The organism is Nocardioides sp. CPCC 205120 (genome assembly GCF_048654585.1).
Classification (GTDB): domain Bacteria; phylum Actinomycetota; class Actinomycetes; order Propionibacteriales; family Nocardioidaceae; genus Nocardioides.
Map to the genome: position 1 here is coordinate 2,152,945 of NZ_JBMCYY010000001.1, position 25,978 is coordinate 2,178,922.

Annotated in this window: 20 protein-coding genes; 11 read left to right on the forward strand and 9 right to left on the reverse strand. The window is 74.7% G+C overall.

Going from position 1 to position 25,978, the window contains the following annotated elements:
• Positions 1-118 precede the first annotated feature (118 nt).
• The 4 genes from ACOACO_RS10070 to ACOACO_RS10085 form a co-directional block, all read right to left on the reverse strand.
• Positions 119-2,308 carry an MMPL family transporter gene (locus ACOACO_RS10070; protein WP_420296087.1) on the reverse strand — a complete coding sequence of 730 codons (2,190 nt, stop codon included), beginning with the start codon at positions 2,306-2,308 and terminating at the stop codon, positions 119-121.
• A 520-nt stretch (positions 2,309-2,828) separates the two neighbouring features.
• Positions 2,829-3,320 (reverse strand): hypothetical protein, encoded by a 492-nt coding sequence (locus ACOACO_RS10075; protein WP_420296088.1) that lies wholly within the window; start codon positions 3,318-3,320, stop codon positions 2,829-2,831.
• A 28-nt stretch (positions 3,321-3,348) separates the two neighbouring features.
• A complete protein-coding gene (locus ACOACO_RS10080) occupies positions 3,349-4,167 on the reverse strand; it encodes an NAD-dependent epimerase/dehydratase family protein (RefSeq protein WP_420296089.1) in 819 nt (272 codons plus the stop codon).
• A gap of 27 nt (positions 4,168-4,194) precedes the next feature.
• On the reverse strand, positions 4,195-4,860 hold the full coding sequence (locus tag ACOACO_RS10085; RefSeq protein WP_420296090.1) for a heme oxygenase (biliverdin-producing): 666 nt from the start codon (positions 4,858-4,860) through the stop codon (positions 4,195-4,197).
• A gap of 352 nt (positions 4,861-5,212) precedes the next feature.
• Here ACOACO_RS10085 and ACOACO_RS10090 point away from each other — a divergent pair, with 352 nt between their 5' ends.
• From ACOACO_RS10090 to ACOACO_RS10125, 8 genes are all read left to right on the forward strand, one after another.
• On the forward strand, positions 5,213-6,280 hold the full coding sequence (locus tag ACOACO_RS10090; protein ID WP_420296091.1) for a heme/hemin ABC transporter substrate-binding protein: 1,068 nt from the start codon (positions 5,213-5,215) through the stop codon (positions 6,278-6,280).
• Entirely contained in the window at positions 6,277-7,371 is a 1,095-nt protein-coding gene (locus ACOACO_RS10095; protein ID WP_420296092.1) for a FecCD family ABC transporter permease, read from the forward strand. The genes ACOACO_RS10090 and ACOACO_RS10095 overlap by 4 nt, the downstream gene beginning before the upstream one ends.
• Positions 7,368-8,249 (forward strand): heme ABC transporter ATP-binding protein, encoded by an 882-nt coding sequence (locus ACOACO_RS10100; RefSeq protein ID WP_420296093.1) that lies wholly within the window; start codon positions 7,368-7,370, stop codon positions 8,247-8,249. The genes ACOACO_RS10095 and ACOACO_RS10100 overlap by 4 nt, the downstream gene beginning before the upstream one ends.
• The gene (locus ACOACO_RS10105) at positions 8,234-9,367 is read left to right on the forward strand and encodes a hypothetical protein (protein WP_420296094.1); all 1,134 of its coding nucleotides are present in this window, start codon (positions 8,234-8,236) and stop codon (positions 9,365-9,367) included. Before ACOACO_RS10100 ends, ACOACO_RS10105 begins: the two co-directional genes overlap by 16 nt.
• Positions 9,364-10,830 carry a hypothetical protein gene (locus ACOACO_RS10110; protein ID WP_420296095.1) on the forward strand — a complete coding sequence of 489 codons (1,467 nt, stop codon included), beginning with the start codon at positions 9,364-9,366 and terminating at the stop codon, positions 10,828-10,830. The genes ACOACO_RS10105 and ACOACO_RS10110 overlap by 4 nt, the downstream gene beginning before the upstream one ends.
• 47 nt (positions 10,831-10,877) lie before the next feature.
• A complete protein-coding gene (locus ACOACO_RS10115; RefSeq protein ID WP_420296096.1) occupies positions 10,878-12,584 on the forward strand; it encodes an HtaA domain-containing protein in 1,707 nt (568 codons plus the stop codon).
• 134 nt (positions 12,585-12,718) lie between these two features.
• Positions 12,719-13,474 (forward strand): hypothetical protein, encoded by a 756-nt coding sequence (locus tag ACOACO_RS10120; RefSeq protein ID WP_420296097.1) that lies wholly within the window; start codon positions 12,719-12,721, stop codon positions 13,472-13,474.
• 130 nt (positions 13,475-13,604) lie between these two features.
• Complete coding sequence (locus ACOACO_RS10125) at positions 13,605-14,750, forward strand: hypothetical protein (protein ID WP_420296098.1); 1,146 nt, start codon at positions 13,605-13,607, stop codon at positions 14,748-14,750.
• On the opposite strand, the gene ACOACO_RS10130 is transcribed toward ACOACO_RS10125, so the two are convergent.
• Positions 14,737-15,300 carry a TetR/AcrR family transcriptional regulator gene (locus ACOACO_RS10130; RefSeq protein ID WP_420296099.1) on the reverse strand — a complete coding sequence of 188 codons (564 nt, stop codon included), beginning with the start codon at positions 15,298-15,300 and terminating at the stop codon, positions 14,737-14,739. The two genes, ACOACO_RS10125 and ACOACO_RS10130, sit on opposite strands and share 14 nt — an antisense overlap.
• An 8-nt stretch (positions 15,301-15,308) precedes the next feature.
• Positions 15,309-16,115: a purine-nucleoside phosphorylase gene (locus ACOACO_RS10135; RefSeq protein WP_420296100.1), complete on the reverse strand. Its 807-nt coding sequence runs from the start codon at positions 16,113-16,115 to the stop codon at positions 15,309-15,311.
• Positions 16,116-16,258: 143 nt separating this feature from the next.
• Here ACOACO_RS10135 and lpdA point away from each other — a divergent pair, with 143 nt between their 5' ends.
• The 3 genes from lpdA to ACOACO_RS10150 all read left to right on the forward strand — a co-directional run bounded on the left by lpdA (position 16,259) and on the right by ACOACO_RS10150 (position 20,567).
• Positions 16,259-17,656, forward strand: coding sequence for a dihydrolipoyl dehydrogenase (lpdA, locus tag ACOACO_RS10140; RefSeq protein ID WP_420296101.1), 1,398 nt, complete (start codon positions 16,259-16,261; stop codon positions 17,654-17,656).
• Positions 17,657-17,663: 7 nt separating this feature from the next.
• The gene (locus ACOACO_RS10145) at positions 17,664-19,055 is read left to right on the forward strand and encodes an NAD(P)H-quinone dehydrogenase (protein WP_420296102.1); all 1,392 of its coding nucleotides are present in this window, start codon (positions 17,664-17,666) and stop codon (positions 19,053-19,055) included.
• A 270-nt stretch (positions 19,056-19,325) separates the two neighbouring features.
• Positions 19,326-20,567 (forward strand): SpoIID/LytB domain-containing protein, encoded by a 1,242-nt coding sequence (locus ACOACO_RS10150; protein WP_420296103.1) that lies wholly within the window; start codon positions 19,326-19,328, stop codon positions 20,565-20,567.
• Between the two features lie 18 nt (positions 20,568-20,585).
• On the opposite strand, the gene ACOACO_RS10155 is transcribed toward ACOACO_RS10150, so the two are convergent.
• From ACOACO_RS10155 to ACOACO_RS10165, 3 genes are read right to left on the reverse strand one after another with little or no spacing between them, the layout of a single operon-like run.
• The gene (locus ACOACO_RS10155) at positions 20,586-21,755 is read right to left on the reverse strand and encodes an FHA domain-containing protein (RefSeq protein ID WP_420296104.1); all 1,170 of its coding nucleotides are present in this window, start codon (positions 21,753-21,755) and stop codon (positions 20,586-20,588) included.
• Positions 21,752-22,528 (reverse strand): PP2C family protein-serine/threonine phosphatase, encoded by a 777-nt coding sequence (locus ACOACO_RS10160; protein ID WP_420296105.1) that lies wholly within the window; start codon positions 22,526-22,528, stop codon positions 21,752-21,754. Before ACOACO_RS10160 ends, ACOACO_RS10155 begins: the two co-directional genes overlap by 4 nt.
• An 8-nt stretch (positions 22,529-22,536) precedes the next feature.
• Positions 22,537-25,926 carry a pyruvate carboxylase gene (locus tag ACOACO_RS10165; protein WP_420296106.1) on the reverse strand — a complete coding sequence of 1,130 codons (3,390 nt, stop codon included), beginning with the start codon at positions 25,924-25,926 and terminating at the stop codon, positions 22,537-22,539.
• Between the last annotated feature and the right edge of the window lie 52 nt (positions 25,927-25,978).

A 25,978-nucleotide genomic window follows, 5' to 3' on the forward strand; every position in this document is an offset into this window, starting at 1 on the left:
GATCGTGCCGCAGGGATGGTGGTCGCCGCGCACCGGTGTCGGTCTCGCCCACGGGAACGTGGGTCGCGCGGTCGTCGCCGGACAGCGACGACCCCACGACCCCACGACCACGGGTGGGTCAGGCGTTCGCGACCTCGGGCTCGCGGTGGGACGGGTGGTCCAGCGTGTGACCCTCGGTGTCGATCACCGGGAGGAGCTTGTCGAGCCACTTGGGCAGCCACCACGCGGACTCGCCCAGCAGGGTCATCGCGGCCGGCATGAGGATCATCCGGACGATGAACGCGTCGGCGATCACTCCGACCATGAGCCCGAACCCGATGGATGCAGCGATGGCGAAGGTCGCCGAGGCGAATCCCGCGAAGACCACCGTCATGATCGTCGCCGCGGCGACGAGCACCGGGGCGGCTCGCGCGAAGCCCTCGATGATCGCCTCCCTGGCCGGCAGGCCCTGGTCGTGCATCTCCTTGATCCGGGAGACCAGGAAGACCTGGTAGTCCATGGCCAGACCGAACAGGACCCCGACGAGGAGGATCGGGAGCAGGCTCATCATGGGGTCGCCCTGAGCGGCCCGCACCAGCGGGAACTCCCAGCCCCACTGGAAGATGGCGGTGCTGGCACCGAAGGAGGCCAGCAGCGAGAGCAGGTAGCCCGCGGTCGCGACCACGGGGATCAGGATCGACCGGAACATGAGGACCAGCAGCGCCATCGAGATCAGCACGATGACGATCACGTACTTGATGAGCGCCTCGTTGAGCGCGTCGCCCTGGTCGATGCCGATGGCGGCCTCACCCGTCGGCTCGAGGGTCAGCCCCTCGACCAGCGTGTCGTCGCGGTCACGGATGTCCTGGACCAGTTCCTTCGTCGAGTCGTCGATCGGCCCGCCTTCGGGGATCAGCGTGATGCGGGCGAACTGGCCGTCGGCGCTGATCTCGACCGGGGTCGTGGAGGTGACGGCAGGCAGAGCAGCGAGCTCCCGCTCCAGGTCGTCGGCGCTGCTCGCCACGTCCTCGCCCTCGGCCAGCACGATGACGGGGCTCTGGACACCGTCGAACTCGTCGAGGATCAAGTTGTAGGCGGCCCGCTCGGTCGACTCCGGGTCGGCACCACCGGGGACGGAGAACGCCGTCTTCATGCTCAGGAACGGGATGGCCACGATCGCCAGGACGACGGTGCCGGCCACCAGGGACACGACCGGGTGCTTCACGACGCCCGTGCCCCAGCTGCGCAGGAAACCGCCGGTGCGTGCGTCGTCGTCGGTGTAGCGCAGCCCCTCGGCGATCTCGCGGCGGTGCTTCTTCGACAGGGCCTTCATGCCCATCGTCCTCAGGAGCACCGGAAGCAGGGTGACCGACAGCAGAACCGCGGTCAGTACGGCGAACGCGGCGGCGAAGCCCATCTCGGTGACGAAGCCGATGTCGGCCACGACCAGCGCAACCAGCGCCACGATCACGGTGGCGCCGGCGAAGACCACGGCGGTGCCGGCCGTACCCGTGGCGCGGGCGACGGCGTCCTCGACCGTTCGACCGCCTCGTAGCTCGTGCTGGAAGCGGGAGAGGACGAGGAGCCCGTAGTCGATGCCGACCGCCAGTCCGAGCATGGAGGCCAGGACGATCGTGTTGCCGCCGATGGGGGTCAGGGCGCCGTAGGCGAAGGTGCCGATCAGGCCGACCCCGACGCCGAACGCGGCGACGAACAGGTTGGCGCCGGCCGCACGGAGCGAGCCGAAGGTGACGAGGAGGACGAGGAACGCGGCGAGCACACCGATGATCTCGCCGATGCCCTGCTCCGAGCCGAGCGCCACCAGGTTGCCGCCGAGCTCGACGCCCAGCTCGTCCGGGGCGGACTCCTGCAGCTCGAGCGCCGCCTCGTACGAGGGTTCCTGCTGCTCCTCGTCCAGCCCGACGTAGGTCAGCGTCGAGACCGCCGTGCTCCCGTCGGGGGAGATGTAGGGGTTCTCGGGGTCGAGCGGGTTGGTGATGGACTCCAGGCCGGGCAAGGCGCTCGCCTCGTCCAGCAGACCCTGGATCTCCTCGGCGACGGCGGGGTCCGCGACCGAGCCCGTCTCGGGTGCGAAGACCAGCTGGAGCTCCTGCGCGTCCTCGGCAGGCTGCTCCGAGGGGAAGTGTTCGCCCATCACCGCCAGTGCCTGGGAGGCGCGGGAGTCCGGGATGGTGTCCTCGGCGGTCTCCCCCATCCCGTTCGCGGCGATGACGCCGGCGAGCCCGAGGAACAGGGCAAGCCAGGCGGTCACCACCACCATCCGGTGGCGGGCGCTGAAGCGCCCCAAGCTGGCGAGGAACGTCGACATGAAGTGAGCCTTTCGAGACGAGACAGGACGGAGCAGCAGGTGCGTTCCGATCGTCTGTCCCGAAGGGCGTCTAGCGCGTCGCCCCAGCGCGGTGTTGTCGCGTACTGCGACGGCGGTATGCCCGCCCCCAGATCCACCGCTCGTCGTAGGCGCAGTGGCGCGCCGCTCACTCCGCAGCGGTGTGCGCCAACACCGGCACGCCCGGTGGCCTCGGATTCCCGCGTCCGGACTCCTCAGGGGTGTTGTGCGGTGACGGCATGCCGCCGCGCTGACCCGCGCCACTGCCGGGGAGGACGACGCACCGGACCCCGGATCCCGTTCGCGGGGTGGGGGGTCCTCAGCGTCGGCGAGGTGGCGGTGACTCGCTCCGCCGACGGCGCCTACGTCGCGCACGTCGAGACCGGCGAGGGCTTCGAGCCTGTTCGCGCGATCCGACCGATGAGTGCGGACGAGCCCGGACCGCGGTCACGCGGCTCGACGCCCACCCGGTGACCGGCGGGGCCCACGGGCTGGGCCAGGGCTAGGGCTGCGGCGCGCGGCGGGCCTGGTGCCAGGCGTCGGCGAAGACACGGAAGTCGACAGGTCCACGGGCGTCCGCACCGGCTGGCACCACGGCGGCCCGGCTCCAGTGCGCCGGCTCCGCGCGCCGATCGGCCGGCCAGTAGCAGCGGTGGGCCGTCCCGGCGTACTGCTCGACCCAGACAGTCCCGCCCGCGGTGGCGGCCTCGATGACGTACAGGCCGTTCGCGTCGTAGTCGTCGGGGACGCGCACGGCGAGGAGCAGATCCAGGCTCGCATCGGTCGCGACACGCACCCGCCGGCCGACGGCGTCGCGGACATCGGGCTGGTCCTCGGCGGCGTCGCAGGGTCCGTCGCTGTAGAGGTCGAGGTCGCTCGCGAGCTCGTCCGCCGACTCGTACTGCTCCGGCGCCTCGCCGTGCCACGTGACGGTGAAGGGGAAGGGGGGGGCGTCTCGCTCACCCGAGGAGTCTCGGCATGCTCGGCCGCCCACGTCGAGCCCGTCGACGAGCGCCGGGACGTCAGAGCGCGGGGCGGTAGAACGCCTCGGTCGCGAAGGGCCCACCGACGTGGGCGTCCTCGACGGCGTCGTCGGCCCGGGCACCGATGCGCTCGGCCCACGCCTCGGCGTCGTCGAGGGGCTCGTAGCCCAGGGCCCGTCCGGGCGCGAGGTCCCACCAGCCGCGGGTGTTGGCGGACACGCCGTACAGCACGGCGAAGCCGGGGGCCGGTGCGGTGAGGGCGGCGAGCACCATGCGCACGCAGTCGTCGGGGGAGAGCCACGTCGCGAGGTTGCGGCGGGTGGCCGGCTCCTCGAGGAACGAGCCGATGCGGCACGCCACCGCGTCGATGCCGTACCGGTCGGCGTAGAGCGCCAGCACGGCCTCGGCCGCGACCTTCGCGACGCCGTAGAACGTGTCGGGGCGCGGCGGCGTCGTCACGGGCAGCGGGTCGGCGGGGGAGTAGGAGCCGTGCGGCGTGCGCCCGACGGCGTGGTTCGACGACGCGTAGACGATCCGGTCGACCCGGTGGGCCCGCATCGCGTCGAGGAGCGCGGCGGTGGTCGTCGTGTGGGAGGTGAGGGCCTCGACGAGGCCGTCCTCGTCCGGGTTCCCCGCGAGGTGGACCACGGCCTCCACGGGGGCGCCGGCCTCGGCCTGGGCGTCGAAGGCGGCGAGCACCGCGTCGGCGTCCGCGCACTCCAGCGTGTGCCAGGGCAGCGTCCAGCCCTCGGGCTCCGGGGCGCGGTCCGCGCCCACGACGTCGTGGCCGGCCGCGGTCAGACCGTTCACCACCACCCGACCGATGCTCCCGGCCGAGCCGGTGACGAGTACGCGCACAGCGCCCACCCTAGGGGCGGGCGCGCGTCAGCGCCGGTACGACGCGAGGTCGGCGCCCAGCTCGCGGAAGAGCGCCTGGTTGAGGTCGAAGGCGACCCGGACCTCGTCGACGACCCGCTGCTTCTCCTCGACGGTCAGGTCGAGGGCGTCGAGCCGGGCGCGGTAGGCGTCCTTGTACGGCTTCGGCTTGGGGATCGCCGGGAAGGCGTAGAACGCGGTGCCGGCGCCCGCCTCGAGGTCGAAGGCCCGCGACAGGATGCGGCCGATCGCCTGGCCGCCCGACAGGTCGCCGAGGTAGCGCGTGTAGTGGTGGGCGACCAGCAGCGGGGCCCAGGCGGCGCCGGCGCGCACGCGGTCGGCGTACGCGGTGGCGGCGGCGCTGTCCACGGTCCGCGCCCCGCCCGGCGCCCAGTGCTCGAGGTCGGCGTCGATCGCCGCGAGGCGCTCGAGGTCGGTGTCGAGGACCGCCGCCACGGCCGGGTCGTGCGCGTGGGCGTGGACGGTCTCCTCGATCGCGACGTAGACCTGGCGCAGGCGCAGCAGGTAGGCGGCGTACCCCGCCTCGTTCACGCGGCCGGCCAGCAGCTCGGCCATGAAGGACGAGCCCTCCGCCGCGGCGTGCTCGGCCTGCGAGCCCTCCCGCATCACGGTGGACAGCGGAGCGTCGAGGTCGGGACGGGTCAGGACGGTCATGGCGCGGCTCCCGGGTGGGGCGGTGGGCGGGCGGGTGGCGGGCGTTGCGGTGGCGGGACGCGGCGCTGCGACCGCCGAGAAGATCCTGACAGAGTGTCGACATGTTCTCGACAGTCTGTCAAGATGTGGTCCGCAAGTAGGCAAGGCTAGCCTCACTTCGGTTAGGGTAACCTAAGTCGACCGCTTGGGGTCGGCGTGCCGCCGTACCCCCGTCCTCGACCACGAGAGCCCGCGAAGAATGCGCCCTGTCCTGCGACCCCACCCGTCGCGCCGTGCCGCCCGTCGGCTCGGCCACGGCCCCGCTCCCCGACCGCCCCGACGGGGGAGCGCGGTCACCGCCGGGCTCGCACTCGTGCTCGCGGCGGCGCTCGGGGGCTGCGGCCTCGAGGGTGTCGGGGCGGCGGACGACGGTCACGACGGCGCCTCCGGGCCCGCGGCCCCGCCGCTCGCCCAGGTCACCCCGCTCGACGACCCGCGCGACTGGGAGGGCGAGGTCTCCGCGATCATCCCCGAGACGCCGGTCGAGCCCGTGGCCGACCCCGTGCCCGACCTCCCCGTCACCGTGACGGACGCCCAGGGCACGGAGGTGGAGGTCACCGACGTCAGCCGGGTGCTGGCGCTCGACGTCTACGGCACGCTCTCGCGCACCGTGTTCGAGCTCGGCCTGGGCGACGCGCTCGTGGGCCGCGACGTCAGCACCCAGTTCGCCGAGGGGGCGGACCTGCCGCTGGTCACGCAGAACGGCCACGACCTCAACGCGGAGGCGATCCTCGCCCTCGACCCGACCCTCATCATCACGGACACCTCGCTCGGTCCCTGGGACGTGATGCTGCAGATGCGCGACTCGGGCATCCCGGTCGTCGTCGTCGACTCCCACCGCGGTCTCGACAACCTCTCGAGCCTCACCGCCGAGGTCGCCGCCGCCCTCGGCGTGCCGACCGCGGGGCAGCAGCTGGCGGAGCGCGTCGAGGCCGAGGTCGCCGAGGTGACCGCTCGGATCGCGGAGGTCGCGCCGGCGGACCCGGGCGAGCGGCTTCGGACCGTCTTCCTCTACGTGCGCGGCACCTCGGGCATCTACTACATGTTCGGCGAGGGCTCCGGTGCCGACGCCCTCATCACCGCCGTGGGCGGGTACGACGTGGCCGGCGAGATCGGCTGGGCCGGCATGCGGCCCGTCACCGACGAGGGCATCATCGCCGCGCAGCCCGAGCTGGTGCTGATGATGACCGACGGCCTCGAGTCCGCCGGCGGGGTGGACGGCCTGCTCGAGCGGCTGCCCGCGCTCGCGGCCACCCCGGCCGGGGAGAGCCGCCGCTTCGTCGACATGGCCGACGCCCAGATCCTGGGCTACGGACCGCTCACCGCCCAGGTGCTCAACGCGCTCGCCGTCGCCGTCCACGCGCCCGGGGAGGTCGCGTGACGACGGCGCCGACGCTGCCGCGCGACGTCGCGGTCGGCCCCCGGGGACGGGTGCGCTCGCTGACCGGAGGGATGGGCCTGATCGGCGCCCTCGCGGTCGCCCTGGTGGTGGCCTGCGTCCTGTCCGCGGCCACCGGCCAGTTCCCGATCCCGCCCGGCGAGGTGCTCGGCTCGGTGCTGCACCGGCTCGGGCTCGACCTCGGCCCGCTGCCCACCCACCCGCAGGCCGAGAACAACCTGTGGAACGTCCGCTTCCCCCGCGTCGTCATGACGGCGCTCGTCGGCGCCGCGCTCGCCACGGCGGGGGCGTTGATGCAGGGCGTGTTCGGCAACCCGCTCGCCGAGCCGGGGGTCGTCGGGGTCTCCTCCGGCGCCGCGGTCGCCGCCGCGACCGTCATCGTCTTCTCGCTCGACTTCGCCGGCAGCTGGACCATCGCCGTCTGCGCCTTCGCGGGGGGCCTGGTCACCACGCTCGTCGTCTACGTGATGGCGCGGGACAACGGGCGCACCGAGGTCGTGACCCTCGTGCTCACCGGGGTGGCGGTCAACGCCATCACCAGCGCCGGCCTCGCCTTCCTCCTCTTCCTCGCCAACACCTCGGCGCGCGAGGAGATCGTCTTCTGGACCCTCGGCAGCCTCAACGGCTCGCGCTGGGCGGAGGTCCAGGTCGTCACCCCGCTCGTGGTGGTCGGCGTGGCGGCCGCGCTCGTCCTCGCCCGGCAGCTCGACCTCCTGGCGCTGGGCGACCGGGCCGCGCGCCACGTGGGCGTCGACGTGGAGCGCCTGCGCATGGTCTGCATCGTCCTCGTCGCGCTGCTCACCGCGGCCGGGGTCGCGTTCTGCGGCGTCATCGCCTTCGTGGGCCTCGTGGTGCCGCACCTGGTGCGGCTCGTCGCCGGGCCGGGCCACCGCGTCCTCGTGCCCGCGAGCGCGCTGGGCGGCGCCGTGCTCCTCGTGCTCGCCGACCTGTGGGCCCGCACGGCGATCGCCAACGCCGACCTGCCCATCGGCATGCTCACCTCGCTGGTCGGCGGCCCCTTCTTCTTCTGGCTGCTGCGCCGCGCCCGTCGTACGGCGGGGGGCTGGGCGTGAGCGCCGGCCTGCGGGCCCGCGGGGTCGGGGTCGTCATCGACGGCACGCCGATCCTCGACGGCGTCGACCTCGACGTCGCCGCGGGGGAGGTCGTCGTGCTCGTCGGGCCCAACGGCGCGGGCAAGTCCACGCTGCTCTCGGTGCTCACCGGCGACGTCGAGCCCACGACCGGCACCGTCGAGCTCGACGGGCGTCCCGTCGCGTCCTACCGGGCGCGTGAGCTGGCCCGGCGCCGCGCCGTGCTGCTCCAGCAGCAGCGCCTCGCCTTCGGGTTCCGCGCCCGCGAGGTCGTCGAGATGGGGCGGGCCCCATGGCACCGCTCCGCCGAGGCCGAGCGCGACCTGGCGGTCGTCGCCGACGCGGAGGAGCGCGCCGACGTGGCCCACCTCGCCACCCGCCTCTTCCCGACACTGTCGGGCGGGGAGCAGGCCCGCGTCTCGATGGCGCGCGTGCTCGCCCAGGCCACGACCCTGCTGCTCCTCGACGAGCCGACCGCCGCCCTCGACCTGCAGCACCAGGAGGCGGTGCTCCGCGTCGCCCGCGAGGAGGCCGCGGGTGGGGCCGCGGTCGTCGTCGTGCTCCACGACCTGTCCCTCGCCGCGGCGTACGCCGACCGCGTCTGCGTGCTGGCCGGCGGCGTCCTGCGCGCCAGCGGCCCGCCCCGCGACGTCGTCACCCCCGCGCTGATCAGCGAGGTCTACCAGCACCCGGTCGACGTCATCGAGCACGGGGGCCACCTCGTCGTCGTCCCCGTCCGGCCCGCCCGCACGCCGGCCCCGCCGGCCCTGCCGGCCCTGCCGGGGGCGCAGACCGCCGCGTCCGCCGTACCCGTCCCGTCCGCCGACCCGCACCAGGAGCAGCCGTGCCCGGCCACCTGACCGTCGCGTCCCGTCGCGCCCCCGCCGCGCTCGCCCTCCTGCTGGCGTGCGTCGGGGTGCTCGTGCCGCTCGCCGCCGCCCCGCCCGCGCAGGCCGCGGCGCGCGTCGTCGTCGCCAACCCCGACGGCGACCCGGTCGTCGACGCGACCTACGCGACCACGCTCACCGTCTCGGGCCGCGGCTTCCAGTCCGTGGCGGGCGGCCACGGCGGCCTCTACGTCTTCTTCGGCACCGTCTCCGACGGCTGGCAGCCCACGCGCGGCGGCCGCACCGGGGTGGAGTACTTCTACGTGCCCGACTCCGAGAGCCGCGACAACCAGGGGTTCCAGAAGTTCGTCGCCTTCCCGGGCTCCGACACCGCGTCCTCCGCCAACGGCGGCACCATCGGCGCCGACGGCTCCTGGTCCACCTCCGTGGTGGTCCCCGGCGCGACGTTCACGGCCTACGACCGCGCGAACGGCGAGCGCACCGTCGACTGCCGCCGCGTCACCTGCGGCATCATCACCGTCGGCGCCCACGGGGTCGCCAACGGCACGAACGAGACCTTCACCCCGGTCCGCGTCGCCGACCTGTACGACGAGCAGCCCGCCGCCGCGGCACCCTCCGCCTCGTCGGGCGCCGGGGCAGGGACCGACGCTGCGCCCGGCGGGACCGCCGCCCCGGGCGCACCCGCTGCTGCCGCCCCCGTGGCCGCCGGTCCCGCCGCGCTCGACGTCGACCGCGGTGCCGCGGTCGCGGGCCGGGTGCTCCCGTTCCAGGCGACCGGCCTGGTGCCCGGCCGCCAGGTCAGCGTGACCTTCGACGACGGGGAGGCCGCCGCCGGGCCGTTCCAGGTCGCGGCGGACGGCAGCATGGCCGGGGTCATCACCCTCCCGGCCGACACCCCCGCCGGCACGCACGAGCTGCGCGTCTTCGGCCTCGACGAGCCGCTCGTCGTCAGCTTCGCCGTGCGCGCCGCCGACGACGCCGCGGAGGTCGCGGCGTCGGAGGGCGACGCGGCACCCACCGAGGACGCGGGCACCGACCGGCTCGCCGTCGCGTTCGTGGTGGCCGCCGCCCTCGTGCTGCTCGCCGCCGTCGCCCGCGTCGTGCTCGTGCGCCGGAGGGCCGCCCGGTGACCGCCCCGCACCGCCGCGACCGCGTCGCCCGGGTCCGCGCCGCCGTCCTCGCCTGCGTCGGGGTCCTCACCCTGTGCACCCTGCTGGCGTCGGTGGTGCTGGGCGTCCCCGCCCCCCGGGCGGCGCAGGCGGCGCAGGCGGCGCAGGCGGCGGAGACCGCCACGGGCGCGCCGTCGACGACCGCTCCGGCGACCACCCCGGCGACGGCCGAACCGACGACCGAGCCGACGACGGCGCCGACGACCGAGCCCACTGGAGAACCCGAGCCCACCGCCCCGCCGACGACGGGAGCCGTCACTGTCGACGACGCCGTGCTGCGCTGGGGCCTGACGAACGAGTCGAACAACGCCGCGCACGAGCCCGGCGCCCACAACTTCCTCGCCGCCGGCCGCGCGGTGCCCGGGGTCGGCGCCCACCTCCGCGAGCGTCAGTGGACCGCCACGGACGGCGACGTCGCGATCGAGAAGTGGGACGGCTCCTCCTGGCGCACCGCCACGTGGGCCGGGCTGCGCACCACCAGCGCGGGCGCGCCCATCACCAACCCGGGCGCCGGCACGTTCAGCAACCACCAGGTCGTGCTGCGCGCGGGGGAGGGGACGGTCGACCGCACCGCGGGCACCGCCCGCATCGCGTGGACGGGCACCTTCACGGTCCTCTACTACTCGGGGCGCTCCTTCTTCCACGTCTCCGACCCGGTGCTGAGCGTCGCCGACGGCCGCGGCACCCTGACCGGCACCGTCACCGGCTACGCCTCGTCGCGCGACGACCCCACGCAGCGCGAGCCCGTGGCGCCCCGGGAGGTGAGCCTCGCCGACCTCCCGGCCGTGGACCTCGACGACGTCACCGGTTTCAGCGCGACGCCCGCCTACCGCGGGGTGCGGGTGAGCGGGACGGCGCAGCGCACCGACGTCGCCGACGCCGGGTCCTTCCCGCAGTCGTTCGTCACCCTCATGGAGGAGCTCGGCACCGGCGCGTTCTGGTACTCCAGCGGTGCCGCCACCGACGCCTTCAAGGTCGCGCTCCCGGTGACGGTGGCGTACGACGCGTCCACCCCCGTCGCGGGGCCGCAGCCCGCGCCGGGCCCGACGACCGCCGTACCCGTGCCGGAGAACACGGCCCTGGCCCCGCCCACGCGTCCGGCGGACGTCGCGCCCCGGCCCGCCGTCCCACGCTCCGCCGGCGCGCCGGCCCCGACCACCGCCCGCGCCCTCACGGTCCCGGCCGCGGCCGCGGTCGCGGCCCTCGACCAGCTGGGGTTCGGCTACGACCTGCAGTCGGTCTCCGCCGTCACCGCCCGCGACGAGCCGGCGGCCGCCGGGGCCACCAGCGCCCTGTGGTGGGTCGGCGGCGGGCTGCTGCTGGCCGCGGCCGCCCTGCTCGCCGTGCCCGCCCACCGACTCCCGGGCCCGCTGGCCCGCTCCCGCCGCTCGGGCGGTGCCCGCCCCATCCCACCCCCGGTCTGACCGGCCCCTCTCGGCGCGCCCGCGCCGACCCGAGAAAGGAAGCACCCATGCCCACCCTCACCCGATCGGGAGCTCGTCGCGGCGTCCGCGCGAGCGCCACGGCGGCCGTCGCGGCCCTGGTGACCGCGCCCCTGGCCCTGGCGACCCCTGCCGCCTCGGCGGCCGACGAGGTCGTCGTCGCCCCCTCCCTGCAGTGGGAGATCTCGCAGCAGTTCGACGACCACCTGGCCGAGCACGTGCTGGCCGACGGTGCGACGGAGGACGCGGACGGCGTCGTCACGTTCCCCGGCGGGGTGGGCACGTACGACCCGTCCACCGGCGCGGCGAGCGTGGCCTACGAGGGCTCGGTCTCCGGCACGTTCGGTCCCAACTACGGCCTCCCGGCGCAGTACACGGTCACGGTGGCCGACCCGGTCGTGACGGTCGACGCGTCGGGCCAGGGCACGATCGAGGCCACCGTCTCGGCGTGGAACACCGGCGGGATGGGGTCGAGCCCGGCGCAGACCGAGCCGACCCGGGTCGTCGTCACCACCTTCGACGCCCCGGCCGAGTGGACCGCCGGCGCCGACGGGCTCGGCACGATCACCGCCACGCCGGACTGGGCGGGCGTGCTGCCGGCCGACTCCGAGCAGGCCACCGCGATGGGGATCCCGGCGGGCCAGCCCGTCGAGGGCGCCTCGTTCGCGCCCGAGTTCCTGGGCGCACTGACGCCGGGGGTGCGGGCGCACTTCTACCAGAGCCGCGCCGGCCAGAGCGCGAAGCGGCCGTCGGCCTTCACGGCCACGGCGACGCCCGCCGCCGCGCCGTCCGTCGCGTGGGAGACCACCTCCGCGTCGTACGAGGACGGTCTGCTCCTGCGCGTCGCCGGCACCGGCTTCCGCGGCGTGACGGTCGAGGGTGACAACGGCGTGTACGTCGGGCTCGCCCCGGCCGGCGAGATGCCGGACGTCACCGACCGGGAGAACATCGAGCTGTTCGCCGGCGTGAACTGGGTGCCCGCGGCGTCCATCGGCGAGGGCGGCACCTTCACCACGTCGGTCAGCGCGCCGACCGAGGCGCTCGACCCGGCGGTCGACTACGCGCTCTACACCTGGCAGGCGCACACCTACTCGAACGTCTCGCAGGACACCCAGACCCCGGTCACCATCGACTGGGACGCCCTCGAGCAGCCCGGTGCGGACGTCAGCCTCACCGCGATCGGTTCCACCGGCCAGCGCTACGCCACCACCACCTGGGTCGCCGCGAAGGTCGCCGGCGTCGCCGACGGGGCCGGCACGGTGACCCTGACGGGCGTCGGCCCGGCCCAGGCCACCCCGGTGAAGTACGGCCAGGCCGCGTTCCGGGTGCCCGCCACCCTCGCGCCGGGCACCTACACCGCGCGCTACACCCTGGCCACCGACGGCGCGGGCGACGGCACCACCACGACGACGACGTTCACCGTGCTGCCGGGCAAGTCGACGACGGGCGCCTCGTTCCTTTCCAGCCCGTCGAGCCGCGCCGCGAGCAGCGTGCGCGTCGTGGTCACGCCGCAGAGCAACACCACGGGCGTCCCGGCCGCGGCCGGCCCGGTGGCCGTGAAGTTCTACCAGGGCAACCGCGTCGTCTGGTACTCCGGCGTCAAGCAGCTCGCCGGCGGCCAGCTGCAGGTCACGGTGCCGCGCCTCCCGGCCGGCCGGTACGCCGTCGTCATCGGGTACGGCGGGTCGAACCTGCTGCTGTCCTCGAACCACTCGCGCTACGTCGACGTGCGCTGATCTGCACCGCGCGGGGCCCGGTCTGTCGAGGACCGGGCCCCGCGTGCGTCCGGGCATCTAGTCTGGGCCGGTGGCCGGGACCGGGACCGGGACGCGGCCGGTCGCACGAGATGGCCCACACCGAGGGAGCCGACATGGGTGAGGAACGTCGTACCGCCGGCGCGGGGCCGTCCCCGGCCGCCCTCGCGGTGGGTGCCGTCGTGGTGGCCCTCGCCGTCCTCGCCGTCCTGGCGCTCGTGCTGCCCGGCGGCTCCGACCCCGCCACCGCCCGTCCCGACGACGCCGACGAGACCGGTGTCGAGCTGCGGGTCGACGGCCCCACGACCCTGACCTACGGGCGCGTCGACGAGGCGCTGCAGGGGTTCACGGCCTACGTCTCCGGCGACGTCGACGACGAGGCCCGGGTCGAGGTCACCGGGGTCGGCGAGCCGACGACGCTGCCGCTGTCGTGGTCCGGACGCGCCCACGTCCGCCCCGACCCCGCCCTCGGTGCCGGGTCCCACGAGGTCACGGCGACCCTGGACACCGCCGGGGGAGAGGGCGACGGGCTGCGCGCCACCCACGCCTTCGAGGTGCGCAAGGCGGAGTCCGTCGTCGGGGCCTCCTTCATCCGGCCGCCCACCACCCGCGACACCGGGCTGCTGCGCGTGGCGCCCTTCGTGCGCGGGCTCGACACCACGCCCCCGCAGCCCGACGGGACGGTCTCGGTCAAGGTCTACCTGGGCGCGGACAGCGTGTGGAGCTCCGGCACGCTGCCCGTCGCCGCCGACGGGACGCTGGTCGTGCGGCTGCCGGTGCTGCGGCCGGGCGACTACCGCCTGGCCGTGGGGTACGGGGGCTCGGCGAACCTGGAGCCCGGCGCCACCGTCCGCGGGCTGGTCGTGCGCTGAGGCGTCGAGCGCACGGCCGACGCCCCTCGACCGGTGGCCGAGGCCCTCCCGGCCGGGGCCGTCGAGCGCTAGGGTCGGGCGTTCGCGGGGGCGGACGGACCGGCCCCGATCCTTGCTCGGAAGGACCGCCGTGACGGCTCGTCGTACCTCCACCCGCCCCCTGCGCCGCGTGGCGCTCGCCTCCGTCGCCGCCCTCGCGCTCGGCGGCCCGGCGCTGCTCGCCCCCGCCGGCGCGGCCACCGCAGCGTCGGCACCCGCCGCACCCGCCGCACCCGCCGCGGTGTCGGCGGCCGAGGCCGCGCTCACCCTCGACGCCCGCGTGCGCTCCGCCTCGTCCGCCGGGCTCGCCGTGGACGCCACGGCCCGCGGCGTGGTGCTGCCCGCCGACGGCGGCGGGGACACCGTGACCTTCGCCCTCGGCCCCGCCGGGCTCGAGGACCCCGCATCGCTCGACCCCTCGGTCTTCGCCGCCGTGGTCACCGAGCCCGCGGCCGCCGCCGAGGAGTACGCCGGCGCCCTCACCACGACCCTCACCGCCGAGGCCGAGCGGGTGCTCGCCGACGCGGACCACGCGGTCTACGCCTGGCAGTCCGACGGCGAGGCGGGCCCCGGCGGCTCCGCCTCGGTGCCGCTCGAGGTCGACCGCGACGCGCTGCGGGGCGACGTGGTCGTCGAGTCCTCCGGTGCGACGACCCACGGCTTCGGCCGCACCGACAGCTACGTGTGGCTCGCGGTGCGCGGCATCGAGCGCCCCGCCGACCTGGGCGGCGTGCTCACCGGCCTCGACGGAGCCCCCGTCGTGGGCGAGAACCGAGGTGGCGGCGTGCTGCGCTTCCGGATCCCCGAGCGCACCCTCCCGGGCACCCGCACGCTGCAGCTCGAGGTGCGCAGCCCCGAGCCGGCGGCGGACGGGCTCGTCCTCTCGCGCGAGCTCGTGGTGACGCGTGCGGCGACGACGGCCGTCTCGTCGTTCGAGGTGGCGCCCCGCGCCGGGCGGGGGAGCAGCGTCCTGGCCGGGGCCGTGGCGACCGACCGCCGCGTGCACCTCGCCGTGCCCCGGGCCCGCGGCCCGATCGCGGTGAAGGTCTACCGCGCCGACGGCTCGGTGGCCTGGTCGTCGGGCGTCCAGCAGCTGGTGGCGAACGCGGCGTTCGACGGCCTCCGGCGCTTCGCCGTCCCCGCGCTGCCGGCCGGGAGCTACCGCCTCGTCGTCGGGTACGGCGGGTCCAACGTGTTCGAGGCGTCGAGCGCCACGCGTGCGTTCAGCGTGCGCTGACGCCGCCCAGGACGAACTCGACCACGACCTCCGCGGGCACCTGCCGCGGGTTCAGGCAGGCGTGGACGAGGGGGAGCACGGCGTCGACGTCCCGCACGGCGAACTCGCCGCTCGCCACCCCCTCGTCCACGATGTCGCGCAGCACGGCCTCGACCGCGACGACGTGCTCGCGGATCTCGCGCAGGGAGGAGTCCGACAGCAGCCCGTAGACCTGGGGTCCCAGCCCCAGGTGGAACTGCTCGCCCTCGGCCAGGTGGTGGTGCAGGTAGCGGCGCAGCCGCTCCGTCGGGCTGCCGGCGTCGGCCAGGACCCCGTGCAGCTTCTCCAGGTACCGCGTCGTCTCGTGCGAGGCGAAGGCCACCACGACCGCGTCCTTGTCGGGGAAGTGGTGGTAGATCGAGGTGCGCCCCACCCCGGCCCGCGCGGCGAGCTGGGCCATCGTGATGGCCTCGAAGCTGCGCTCGGCGACCAGCTCGACGAACGCGGCGAACACCCGCTCGCGGATCTGCTCGCGGTGGGCCGACAGGGACTCTCCCGAGATCTTGGGCACGCGCCGGCCTAGAGCCTCGGCACCACGGCGCCGAGCAGCGTGCCCATCCGCGTGGCGGCGGAGCGACCTGCCTCGAGCACCTCGGCGTGGTCGAGCGGCTCGCCCGAGATGCCGGCGGCGAGGTTGGTCACGAGCGAGATGCCCAGCACCTCCATGCCCGCCTGGCGGGCGGCGATGGCCTCGAGGGTCGTGCTCATGCCGACGAGGTGGCCGCCGATGGCGCGGACCATGCCGATCTCGGCGGGCGTCTCGTAGTGGGGGCCGGGGAACTGCACGTAGACGCCCTCGTCGAGCCCGGGCTCCACCTCGCGGCACAGGGCCCGCAGGCGGGACGAGTAGAGGTCGGTGAGGTCGATGAACTCGGCGCCCTCGATCGGCGAGCGGCCCGTCAGGTTGATGTGGTCGCTGATGAGCACCGGCGTGCCGGGGGACCACGTCTCCTTCAGGCCCCCGCAGCCGTTGGTGAGCACGATGGTGCGGCACCCGGCGGCGGCGGCGGTGCGCACGCCGTGCACGACGGCACGCACGCCGCGGCCCTCGTAGTAGTGGGTGCGGCTGAGGAAGACCAGCACGGAGCGGTCGCCGGCGCGCACGGAGCGGATCCGCCCGGCGTGCCCGGCCACCGCGGCGGGCGCGAACCCGGGCAGGTCGGTCGTCGCGATCTCGGCCACCGTCTCGCCGAGCATGTCGACGGCCGGGAGCCAGCCCGACCCCAGGACGACGGCCGCGTCGTGGCGCTCCACCCCCGTCAGCTCGGTGAGGCGGGCGGCGGCAGCGGTAGCGGCCTCGGTCGGGTCCAGGTCGTCGTGGTGCACGTCGCGAACTGTAGGCCAGGGTGGCCCGGGACACCCGTCGACGCACTCGCACCGGGCCCCCGGCCGCCGCGTTCGCGCAGGGCGTACCGGGCGGTAGCCCTCCCACCCCGGGCGGGCCCGCCCGGGTGGATAGTCTGGTACCCGTGACCCACTTCGATGTCCTCGTCCTTGGTGCCGGCCCCGGTGGATACGTCGCGGCGATCCGAGCCGCCCAGCTCGGCAAGTCCGTCGCCGTCATCGAGGAGAAGTACTGGGGCGGTGTGTGCCTGAACGTCGGCTGCATCCCGTCCAAGGCGCTCCTGAAGAACGCGGAGCTCGCCCACACGCTCACCCACGACAAGGCCAAGTTCGGCATCGAGGGTGACGTCACGATGTCCTACGGCCCGACGTTCAAGCGCTCCCGCCAGGTGAGCGCCGGCATCGTCAAGGGCGTCCACTACCTGATGAAGAAGAACAAGATCACCGAGATCGACGGGTGGGGCACCTTCACCGGTCCCAAGTCGATCGACGTGAAGGGCTCCGACGGCTCCACGACGACCTACACGGCCGACGACGTGATCATCGCGTCCGGCGCGAAGGTGCGCACGGTGCCCGGCGTCGAGATCAGCCAGAACGTGGTCACCTACGAGGAGCAGATCCTCGACGAGAACCTGCCGGGCTCGATCATCATCGGCGGCTCGGGCGCGATCGGCGTCGAGTTCGCCTACGTGATGAAGAACTTCGGCGTCGACGTCACCATCGTCGAGTTCCTCGACCGCATCGTGCCGACCGAGGACGCCGACGTGTCCAAGGAGCTGCTCAAGCACTACAAGAAGCTGGGCATCAAGATCATGACCTCGACCGCCGTCAAGGGCGTCGAGGACACGGGCTCGGGCGTCAAGGTCACCGTCGCCCCCGCCGCGGGCGGCGACGAGCAGGTGCTCGAGGCCGACAAGATGCTCGCCGCGTTCGGCTTCGCGCCGCGCACCGAGGGCTACGGCCTGGAGAACACGGGAGTCGAGCTCACCGAGCGCGGCGCCATCGCGATCGACGAGTACGGCCGCACCAACGTCGACGGCGTCTACGCCATCGGCGACGTCACCGGCCGCATGATGCTCGCCCACGTCGCCGAGGCCATGGGCATCGTCGCCGCCGAGGTCATCGCCGGCGCCGAGACCATGCCGGTCGAGTTCGACTTCATCCCGCGCGCGACGTACTGCCACCCGCAGATCGGCTCGTTCGGCTACTCGGAGCAGCAGGCCAAGGACAAGGGCTACGACGTCAAGACCTCGACGTTCCCGTTCAGCGCCAACGGCAAGGCCCAGGGCCTCGGCGACGGTGTCGGGTTCGTCAAGGTGGTCGCGGACGCCGAGCACAACGAGATCCTCGGCGCCCACATGATCGGCCCCGACGTGACCGAGCTGCTGCCCGTGCTCACGCTGGCCCAGAAGTGGGACCTGACCGCGGACGAGGTCGGGCGCAACGTCTTCGCGCACCCGACGCTGACCGAGGCCGTCAAGGAGGCCGTCCACGGCATCTCCGGCCACATGATCAACCTCTGAGGTGCCGATGAACCGCGTCGTCATCGTCGGGGGCGGTCCCGGCGGCTACGAGTCCGCACTCGTCGCCGCCCAGGCGGGGGCCGAGGTCACGGTGGTCGACACCGACGGCCTCGGCGGCTCGGCCGTGCTGACCGACTGCGTGCCGAGCAAGACCCTCATCGCCACGAGCGAGCTCATGTCGGAGCTCTCCGGCTCCTCCGAGCTGGGGCTGAGCTTCCTCGACGGCGAGGGCGACGCGGCCACCTCGATCCGCGTCGACCTCGGGCGGGTCAACGCCCGGGTCAAGCAGCTCGCGGCCGACCAGTCGACCGACATCGCCGGGCGCCTCGACCGCGAGGGCGTGCGCCTCGTCCACGGTCGCGGCCGTCTCGACGGCCCGAGCCGCGTCGTGGTCGACCTGGTCGACGGCGGCGAGGAGACCCTCGAGGCCGGGGCCGTGCTCGTCGCGACCGGCGCCTCGCCGCGCGTCCTGCCGAGCGCGGTGCCGGACGGGGAGCGCATCCTCACCTGGGAGCAGGTCTACGACATCGCCGACGTGCCCGAGAAGCTCGTCGTCGTCGGCTCCGGCGTCACGGGCGCGGAGTTCGCCTCGGCGTACCTCTCCCTGGGCATCGACGTCACGCTGGTCTCCTCGCGCGACCGGGTGCTGCCCGGCGAGGACGCCGACGCGGCCGGCGTGCTCGAGGAGGTGCTGAAGCGGCGCGGCATGAAGGTGCTGAGCCGCTCCCGGATGGAGTCCGTCACCCGCTCGGGCGACGTCGTCACCGTCCGGCTCACCGACGGCACCGAGGTGGAGTGCTCGCACTGCATCCTGGCGCTCGGCTCGGTGCCGAACACCGAGGGGCTCGGTCTCGAGGAGGCCGGGGTGCGCCTGAAGGACGGCGGCTTCGTGGGCGTGGACCGCGTCTCGCGCACGAGCGCGCGGGGCGTGTACGCCGCGGGCGACTGCACCGGCGTGCTCATGCTGGCGTCGGTGGCCGCGATGCAGGGGCGGATCGCGATGCAGCACCACCTGGGCGACGCCGTGCTGCCCCTCGACCTGCGCAAGGTCTCGTCGAACGTCTTCACCTCCCCGGAGATCGCGACCGTCGGCTGGTCGCAGCAGTCGGTCGACGAGGGCGAGATCCAGGCCGAGACGGTCCTGCTGCCGCTGTCGGGCAACCCCCGCGCCAAGATGCAGGGTGTCCGCGACGGCTTCGTGAAGCTCATCTGCCGTCCCGGCACCGGCATCGTGGTGGGCGGCGTCGTCGTCGGCCCGCGTGCCTCCGAGCTCATCCACCCGGTCGCCGTCGCGGTGGGGGAGGGCCTCACCGCCGACCAGCTGGCCGCGGTGTTCACGGTCTACCCCTCGATGTCCGGATCGATCGCCGAGGCGGCCCGCCGGATGCACCACGTCTGAGGTCCCCGGCCACCGACCTGCGCCCAGCAGCGTCCCAGGATCACCCCAGCAGCACCCCAGCGTCACCGACGGGGCCCGCCGTGCGGCGGGCCCCGTCGCACGTCCCGACCGGGGCGCTAACTACCGCCGTGTAGTTCACGCGTTCCGATTGCACGGCCCCGCGCGCCTGTGGTCCGATCGCGAGTGCACATCCGTCACACCCTTCACACCAGCCCCGGGACGTCCCCCGCCCGGGGCTGCCGCCTGCCGCCTGCCCCAGGAGCCCCACCCGTGCTTGCCCGTCCGCGCCGCCCCCGCCTGCGCCGTGCCCGTCTCCTCGTCTCCCTGCTGCTCGGCGTCGGCCTCGTCGCCGCCGGCGGCGGCCGCGCGGGCGCCGTACCGGTCACCGACCAGTGGTGGGCTGTGCCCGACGCCGCGACCATCGCCATCGACGGGCACGGCTTCGGCCACGGCAACGGCATGTCGCAGTACGGCGCGTACGGCGCGGCGCAGCGCGGCGTGAACGTGCGCGAGATCCTGCGCTTCTACTACCCGGGCACCACGGTGACGACGGCGGGCGGCACGATCAGCGTGCGGATCTCCGCCGACGACGACGGCGACACCATCGTCGGCTGGCGTGAGGGCCTGACGGTCGTCGACCGCGGCACGAACGCCCGCCTGCCCGTCCCGGCCGGCGTGTCGGGCAGCTGGCGGGTGAGCTACGGCGGCGCCGACACCTCCATCGTCAGCTTCGCGCGGGGCGGCAAGTGGGTGTTCTGGAAGCGCACGCAGGGCGAGGCCGAGCTCTACGCCAGCGGCGGGGCGATCCCGCTCATCCTGGACGGCGGCCGCACCACGGTGCAGTACCGCGGCACCCTGCGCGCCGCCATCGCCCAGCCCGGCGCCTCGGGCCGCGACACGGTCAACTACGTGACGCTCGAGCACTACCTGCGCGGGGTCGTCCCGAAGGAGATGCCGTCGTCCTGGACCCCGGCCGCCGTGCAGGCCCAGGCCGTCGCCGCCCGCACGTACGCGGTGCAGCAGCGCTCCGAGCCCAAGGCCCGCCACTACCAGATCTGCGACACCACCACCTGCCAGGTGTACGGCGGGTACTCGGCCGAGCAGACCGGCTCGAACCGGGCCATCGACGCGACCGCGGGCGCGATCCTCAGCTACCAGGGCAAGCCGGCGTTCGCGCAGTTCTCCTCGTCGAACGGGGGGTGGACCAACAACGGGTCCGCGCCGTACCTGACGGCCCGGCAGGACCCGTACGACGGCACGTCGGCCAACCCGAACCACACCTGGCTGCTGCGCATCACCGACACGACGATCGAGCGGGCGTGGCCGCAGCTCGGGAACCTGCAGGCCATCGCGGTCTCCGACCGCAACGGGTACGGCGAGTGGGGCGGCCGGGTGAACTCGGTGACGTTCCGCGGCAGTGCCGGGACCGTCACGGTCACGGGCGCCACGGTGCGCTCGAAGCTCGGGCTGAAGTCGACCTGGTTCACGTTCCGGGTGGCGCCCCGCAGCTGAGCACCACCGGCGGGGGCCTCAGGCGAGCTCGTCGAACGACAGCCAGGCGCCGTGGCCGAGGTCCAGCACGTCCCCGCTGGCCAGCACGACCGGCTCGTCGCGCAGCCGCAGGGGCTCCCGGTCGGGCCGCCGCAGGAACGTGCCGTTGGTCGAGCGCTTGTCCAGCGCGACGACCTGCCACCCGTCGGGGCGGACCTCGACGTGGGTCGCGGAGACGTGACCCTCCGGCACGGCGACGAGGCGGGCCGCGGCCGGTCCGGGCAGCAGGTCGGCCCGTGGGGACCGGCCGACCACGACGGGGGCGTCGATCTCGACGACCTCGCCGGTGCTCACGGTCATCCGGCCGCGCGCCGGCGCCACCACCGGACGCACGTCGCGCGTCACGGTGACGCCGCACACCCGGCAGGTCGTGCGGTGCGGCGGGTTCGGGTGACCCTGGCCGCAGGCCACCGACGGCAGCGCCCCCGGGCCTGACGAGGTGCCGCCGGACCGGACCGGTCCGCCGCGCGAGCCGAGCCGGGTCGTGCCGATGCCCTCCTCCGGCGGGGCCGGGAGCGGGGGCAGGGGCCGGTGCAGGGTCGCGGAGGCGTCCGAGGGCCGGGCCACCCCACCGGGTCGCGGCGCCGGGTGTCGTGCCCGGGCGTCGAGCAGCGCCTGGGCGGGATCGGTGCCGGCGCCGGAGCGGCCCCAGCCCGGGGAGTGCAGACGGCGCGCGGCGGCCACCCCCGAGACGATGGGCAGCGCGGGGGGCGGCGCGGCGGGCGTCGCGTCGCCGGCGTCCCCGGGGGGCGTCGCCCGCACGGCGATGCGCTGGGCGCCGTCGACGGTGCGCTCGGACCAGGTGGCGGCCCCGGTCCCGGCGACGGCGTGGTCGGTGTCGCCGCTCGCGCTCGCGACGAACCCGGTGCCGCGGGCCGCGAGGTGGGTGCGACGGTCGGTGCTCGGGCCCGACCACAGGGCGATCGCGAACGGGGGCAGGTCGAGCAGCGTGCGCCGGCTCACGGAGCCGAGCGCGGCGAGGAACACGCCGAGGTCGGGGCCCTCGTTGAGCACCTCCCACAGGACGGTGGCCGCCTCGGCCCCGACCGTGCGGTCGACGATCGCGACGCCCGCGTCGCAGACGACGCCCAGGTGGTCCCCGGCGAGGTGGAGGAAGTGTGCCGGCGGCCGGCTGCCCGGGCGCGTCACCGGCCGGCCCCCGCCGCGAGCCGGCCCGTGGGCCGGGCGTCGACCACCACCGCGGTCGTGTTGTCCCGACCGCCCGCGTCGACCGCCGCCGCGACGAGCGTCTCGGCCGCGAGGCGGGGGTCGGGGTGCGCCAGCAGCACGGCGGTCACGAGCTGGTCGGTCAGCTCGCCGGTGACGCCGTCGGTGCACAGGAGCACCCGGTCGCCGGCGCGGGCCGGGTGGAAGTCGACGTCGAGCTCGGGGGCGCCGCCCTGGCCGGCCCCGAGCGCGCGGGTGAGCACGTGGCCGTCGTCCGCGAGCTCCGTGTCGACGGCGGGGACGCCCTGGTCGATCAGCTCCTGGCGACGGGTGTGGTCGGTGGTCAGGCACTCCAGCACACCGTCGCGCAGCAGGTAGGCCCGGGACTGCCCGAGGTGGAAGACGAGCCAGCCCGGGCGGCCGTCCTCCTCCGCCACCGCGACGCCGGTGAGGGTCGACCCCGGGGCGGCGCCGGACCCGTCGGCCAGGCCGGTCACGCGGCGACCCGCCTCGGCCACGGCGGCCCGCAGGCCGGCTGCGTTCACGCCGTACGTCCAGGGCTGCTCGGCCAGCGTGGCCGCGACGACCGACGCGGCGGCGGCCCCGTCGTGGTGGCCGCCCATGCCGTCGGCCACGAGGCAGAGCCGGTCGTCGGCGTACCAGGCGTCCTCGTTCTCGCGACGGCGCACACCCACGTCGCTGGCCGCCCCCCGATCGATGTCGAAGGGGGCGGGCGCCGGTGCGTGCCTGACCACGGTGCCTGCTACTCCACGACGGCGACGAGGTCGCCGCCCTCGACGGGGCGGGTGCCGCTCAGGGCGAGGCGCCGGACGGTGCCCGCGCGCGGCGCCGTGATCGCCGCCTCCATCTTCATGGCCTCGATGGTCGCGAGGACCGCGCCGGCCTCCACCGCCTCGCCCTCGCCGACGACGACGGTGACGACGCCCTGGAACGGGGCGGCCACGTGGGTGGGGTCGCCCGGGTCGGCCTTCTCGGTGCTCTGCTCGTCGGCGGCGATCGAGCGGTCGCGCACCGACAGGGGCCGCAGCTGGCCGTTGATGGTGCACATCACCGTGCGGTAGCCGCGCTCGTCGGGCTCGCTGACCGCCTCGAGGCCGAGGATGAGGGTCTTGCCCTCGTCGAGCTCGACGGTGTGCTCCTCGCCGCGACGCAGGCCGTAGAGGTAGTCGAGCGTCGGGATGCGGCCGACGTCGCCGTACGTCTCGCGGGCCGCCCGGAAGTCCTTCGTCGGGCCGGGGAAGAGCAGCTCGTTGAGGGTGCCGCGCGGGTCGGAGGCGAGCCCGGCGCGCTGGTCGTCGGTGAGCTCGGCCGCGGGCTGCTTCCAGGTGCGGCCCTCGAGCGCCTTGGTGCGGAACGGCTCGGGCCAGCCGCCCGGCGGGTCGCCGAGCTCGCCGGAGAGGAACCCGATGACGGAGTCGGGCAGGTCGTAGTCGCCGGGGTTCTCGGCGAAGTCGGCGATCTTCTCCGGGGTGTCGGCGCCCGTGCCGACGAGGTGGAGGGCGAGGTCGCCGATCACCTTCGACGACGGCGTCACCTTGGGGATGTTGCCGAGGATGTCGTTCGCGGCGGCGTAGGTGTCCTCGATCTGCTCGAACTTCTCCGCGAGGCCGAGCGCCACGGCCTGCTGACGCAGGTTCGAGAGCTGGCCGCCGGGGATCTCGTGGCGGTAGACGCGGCCGGTGGGGGAGGAGAGGCCGGACTCGAAGGGCGCGTAGACCCGGCGTACCGCCTCCCAGTACGGCTCCAGCGCGCCGACGGCCCCGAGGTCGAGACCGGTCTCGCGCGCGGAGTGGTCGGTGGCCGCGACGAGGGCGGTCAGCGAGGGCTGGCTGGTGGTGCCGGCCATGGTGGCGGTCGCGGCGTCGACGGCGTCGACACCGGCGTCGATGGCCGACAGCAGGGTCGCGAGCTGCCCGCCGGCGGTGTCGTGGGTGTGCAGGTGCACCGGCAGGTCGAAGCGCTCGCGCAGCGCGGTGACGAGGGTGCGGGCGGCGGGCGCGCGCAGCAGGCCCGCCATGTCCTTGACGGCCAGCACGTGGGCGCCGGCCTCGACGATCTGCTCGGCCAGGCGGAGGTAGTAGTCGAGGGTGTAGAGCCGCTCGCCGGGGTCGGACAGGTCGCCGGTGTAGCACAGCGCCACCTCGGCCACGGTCGTGCCGGTGGCCCGCACCGCGTCGATCGCGGGCCGCATCTGCGAGACGTCGTTGAGGGCGTCGAAGACCCGGAAGACGTCGATGCCGGTCGCGGCGGCCTCCGCCACGAAGGCGTCGGTCACCTCCGTCGGGTACGGCGTGTAGCCCACCGTGTTGCGCCCGCGCAGCAGCATCTGCAGCTGGATGTTCGGCACGGCCTGACGCAGCTGCGCCAGGCGCTCCCACGGGTCCTCGGAGAGGAAGCGCAGCGCCACGTCGTACGTCGCGCCGCCCCACGCCTCCAGCGACCACAGCTGCGGCAGCGTGCGGGCCACGACGGGCGCGGCGGCCATCAGGTCGCGGGTGCGCACGCGGGTCGCGAGCAGCGACTGGTGGGCGTCGCGGAACGTGGTGTCGGTGACGGCCACCTGCGTCTGGGCGCGCAGGCGCCGGGCGAACTCCTCGGGGCCGACCTCGAGCAGCAGCTGGCGCGAGCCGTCCGGCGCGGGCACGGACTCCTCGACCACCGGCAGCTTCGTGACCGGGTCGAGGGTCACGGGCGCCTCGCCGTGCGGCTTGTTGACCGTCACGTCGGCGAGGTAGCGCAGCAGCTTCGTGCCGCGGTCGGCCGACGGCCGAGCGGTCAGCAGGGCGGGGTGGGTCTCGATGAAGCTCGTCGTGACCCGCCCGGCGGTGAAGTCGGGGTCGGCCAGCACGCCGGAGAGGAACGAGATGTTGGTGCGCACGCCGCGGATGCGGAACTCCGCGACCGCTCGGCGGGCCTTCTCGACGGCCTTCTCGAACGTGCGGCCCCGGCACGTGAGCTTCGCCAGCATCGAGTCGAAGTGGGGGCTGACCTCGGCGCCGGCGTACGTCGTACCACCGTCGACGCGCACGCCCGGGCCGCCGGGGGAGCGGTACGTCGAGATCTTGCCGGTGTCGGGGCGGAAGTCGTTGGCCGGGTCCTCGGTGGTGATGCGGCACTGCAGGGCGGCCCCGCGCAACCGGACCGTGTCCTGGGACAGGCCGAGGTCGGCGAGGGTCTCGCCGGCGGCGATGCGCAGCTGGGACTGCACGAGGTCGACGTCGGTGACCTCCTCGGTGACCGTGTGCTCGACCTGGATGCGGGGGTTCATCTCGATGAAGACGTAGTTGCCGTCGGGGTCGAGGAGGAACTCGACCGTGCCGGCGTTGCGGTAGCCGATGTGCCGGGCGAACTTCACCGCGTCGGCGCACATGCGGTCGCGCAGCGCCGGGTCGAGGTTCGGCGCGGGCGCGATCTCGATGACCTTCTGGTGGCGGCGCTGCACCGAGCAGTCGCGCTCGAAGAGGTGGATGACCTCGCCGGTGCCGTCGGCCAGGACCTGGACCTCGATGTGGCGCGGCTCGACGACGGCCTGCTCCACGAAGACGGTCGGGTCGCCGAACGCGGCCTCGCCCTCGCGCATGCAGGTCTCGACCGCCTCGCGCAGGGCCTCGGGGCGCTCGACGCGGCGCATGCCGCGCCCGCCGCCGCCGGCCACGGCCTTGACGAAGAGGGGGTAGGGCAGCGAGGACGCGGCCTCGACGATCGCGTCCACGTCGGTGGACGGCTCGACGCTGGCCAGCACCGGCACCCCGGCCGCCTTGGCCGCCGCGATGGCGCGCGCCTTGTTGCCGGTCAGCTCGAGGATCTCCGAGGTCGGGCCCACGAACGTGATGCCGGCGTTCGCGCAGGCCTCGGCGAGCGCGGGGTTCTCCGAGAGGAAGCCGTAGCCCGGGTAGACCGCGTCGGCGCCGCAGGCCACGGCCGCGGCGACCACCGCCTCGGGATCGAGGTAGTTGCGCACCGGGTGGCCGCGCTCGCCGATCTCGTAGGCCTCGTCGGCCTTCAGCCGGTGCTCGGACCAGCGGTCCTCGTAGGGGAAGACGGCGACGGTCCTGACATCCAGCTCGTACGCCGCGCGGAACGCCCGGATCGCGATCTCGCCCCGGTTGGCCACCAGCACCTTGGAGAACATGGGGGGAGGCTATCCACATCCTCACCCGAGCGGGTGCACGAGGCCCGGTGGG

What these genes read in the sequence shown, in the direction of transcription:
- ACOACO_RS10070 (WP_420296087.1), bottom strand. Translation starts at nt 2,308, where the DNA reads ATGTCGACGTTCCTCGCCAGCTTGGGGCGCTTCAGCGCCCGCCACCGG.
- ACOACO_RS10085 (WP_420296090.1), bottom strand. Translation starts at nt 4,860, where the DNA reads ATGACCGTCCTGACCCGTCCCGACCTCGACGCTCCGCTGTCCACCGTG.
- ACOACO_RS10115 (WP_420296096.1), top strand. Translation starts at nt 10,878, where the DNA reads ATGCCCACCCTCACCCGATCGGGAGCTCGTCGCGGCGTCCGCGCGAGC.
- ACOACO_RS10120 (WP_420296097.1), top strand. Translation starts at nt 12,719, where the DNA reads ATGGGTGAGGAACGTCGTACCGCCGGCGCGGGGCCGTCCCCGGCCGCC.
- ACOACO_RS10145 (WP_420296102.1), top strand. Translation starts at nt 17,664, where the DNA reads ATGAACCGCGTCGTCATCGTCGGGGGCGGTCCCGGCGGCTACGAGTCC.
- ACOACO_RS10165 (WP_420296106.1), bottom strand. Translation starts at nt 25,926, where the DNA reads ATGTTCTCCAAGGTGCTGGTGGCCAACCGGGGCGAGATCGCGATCCGG.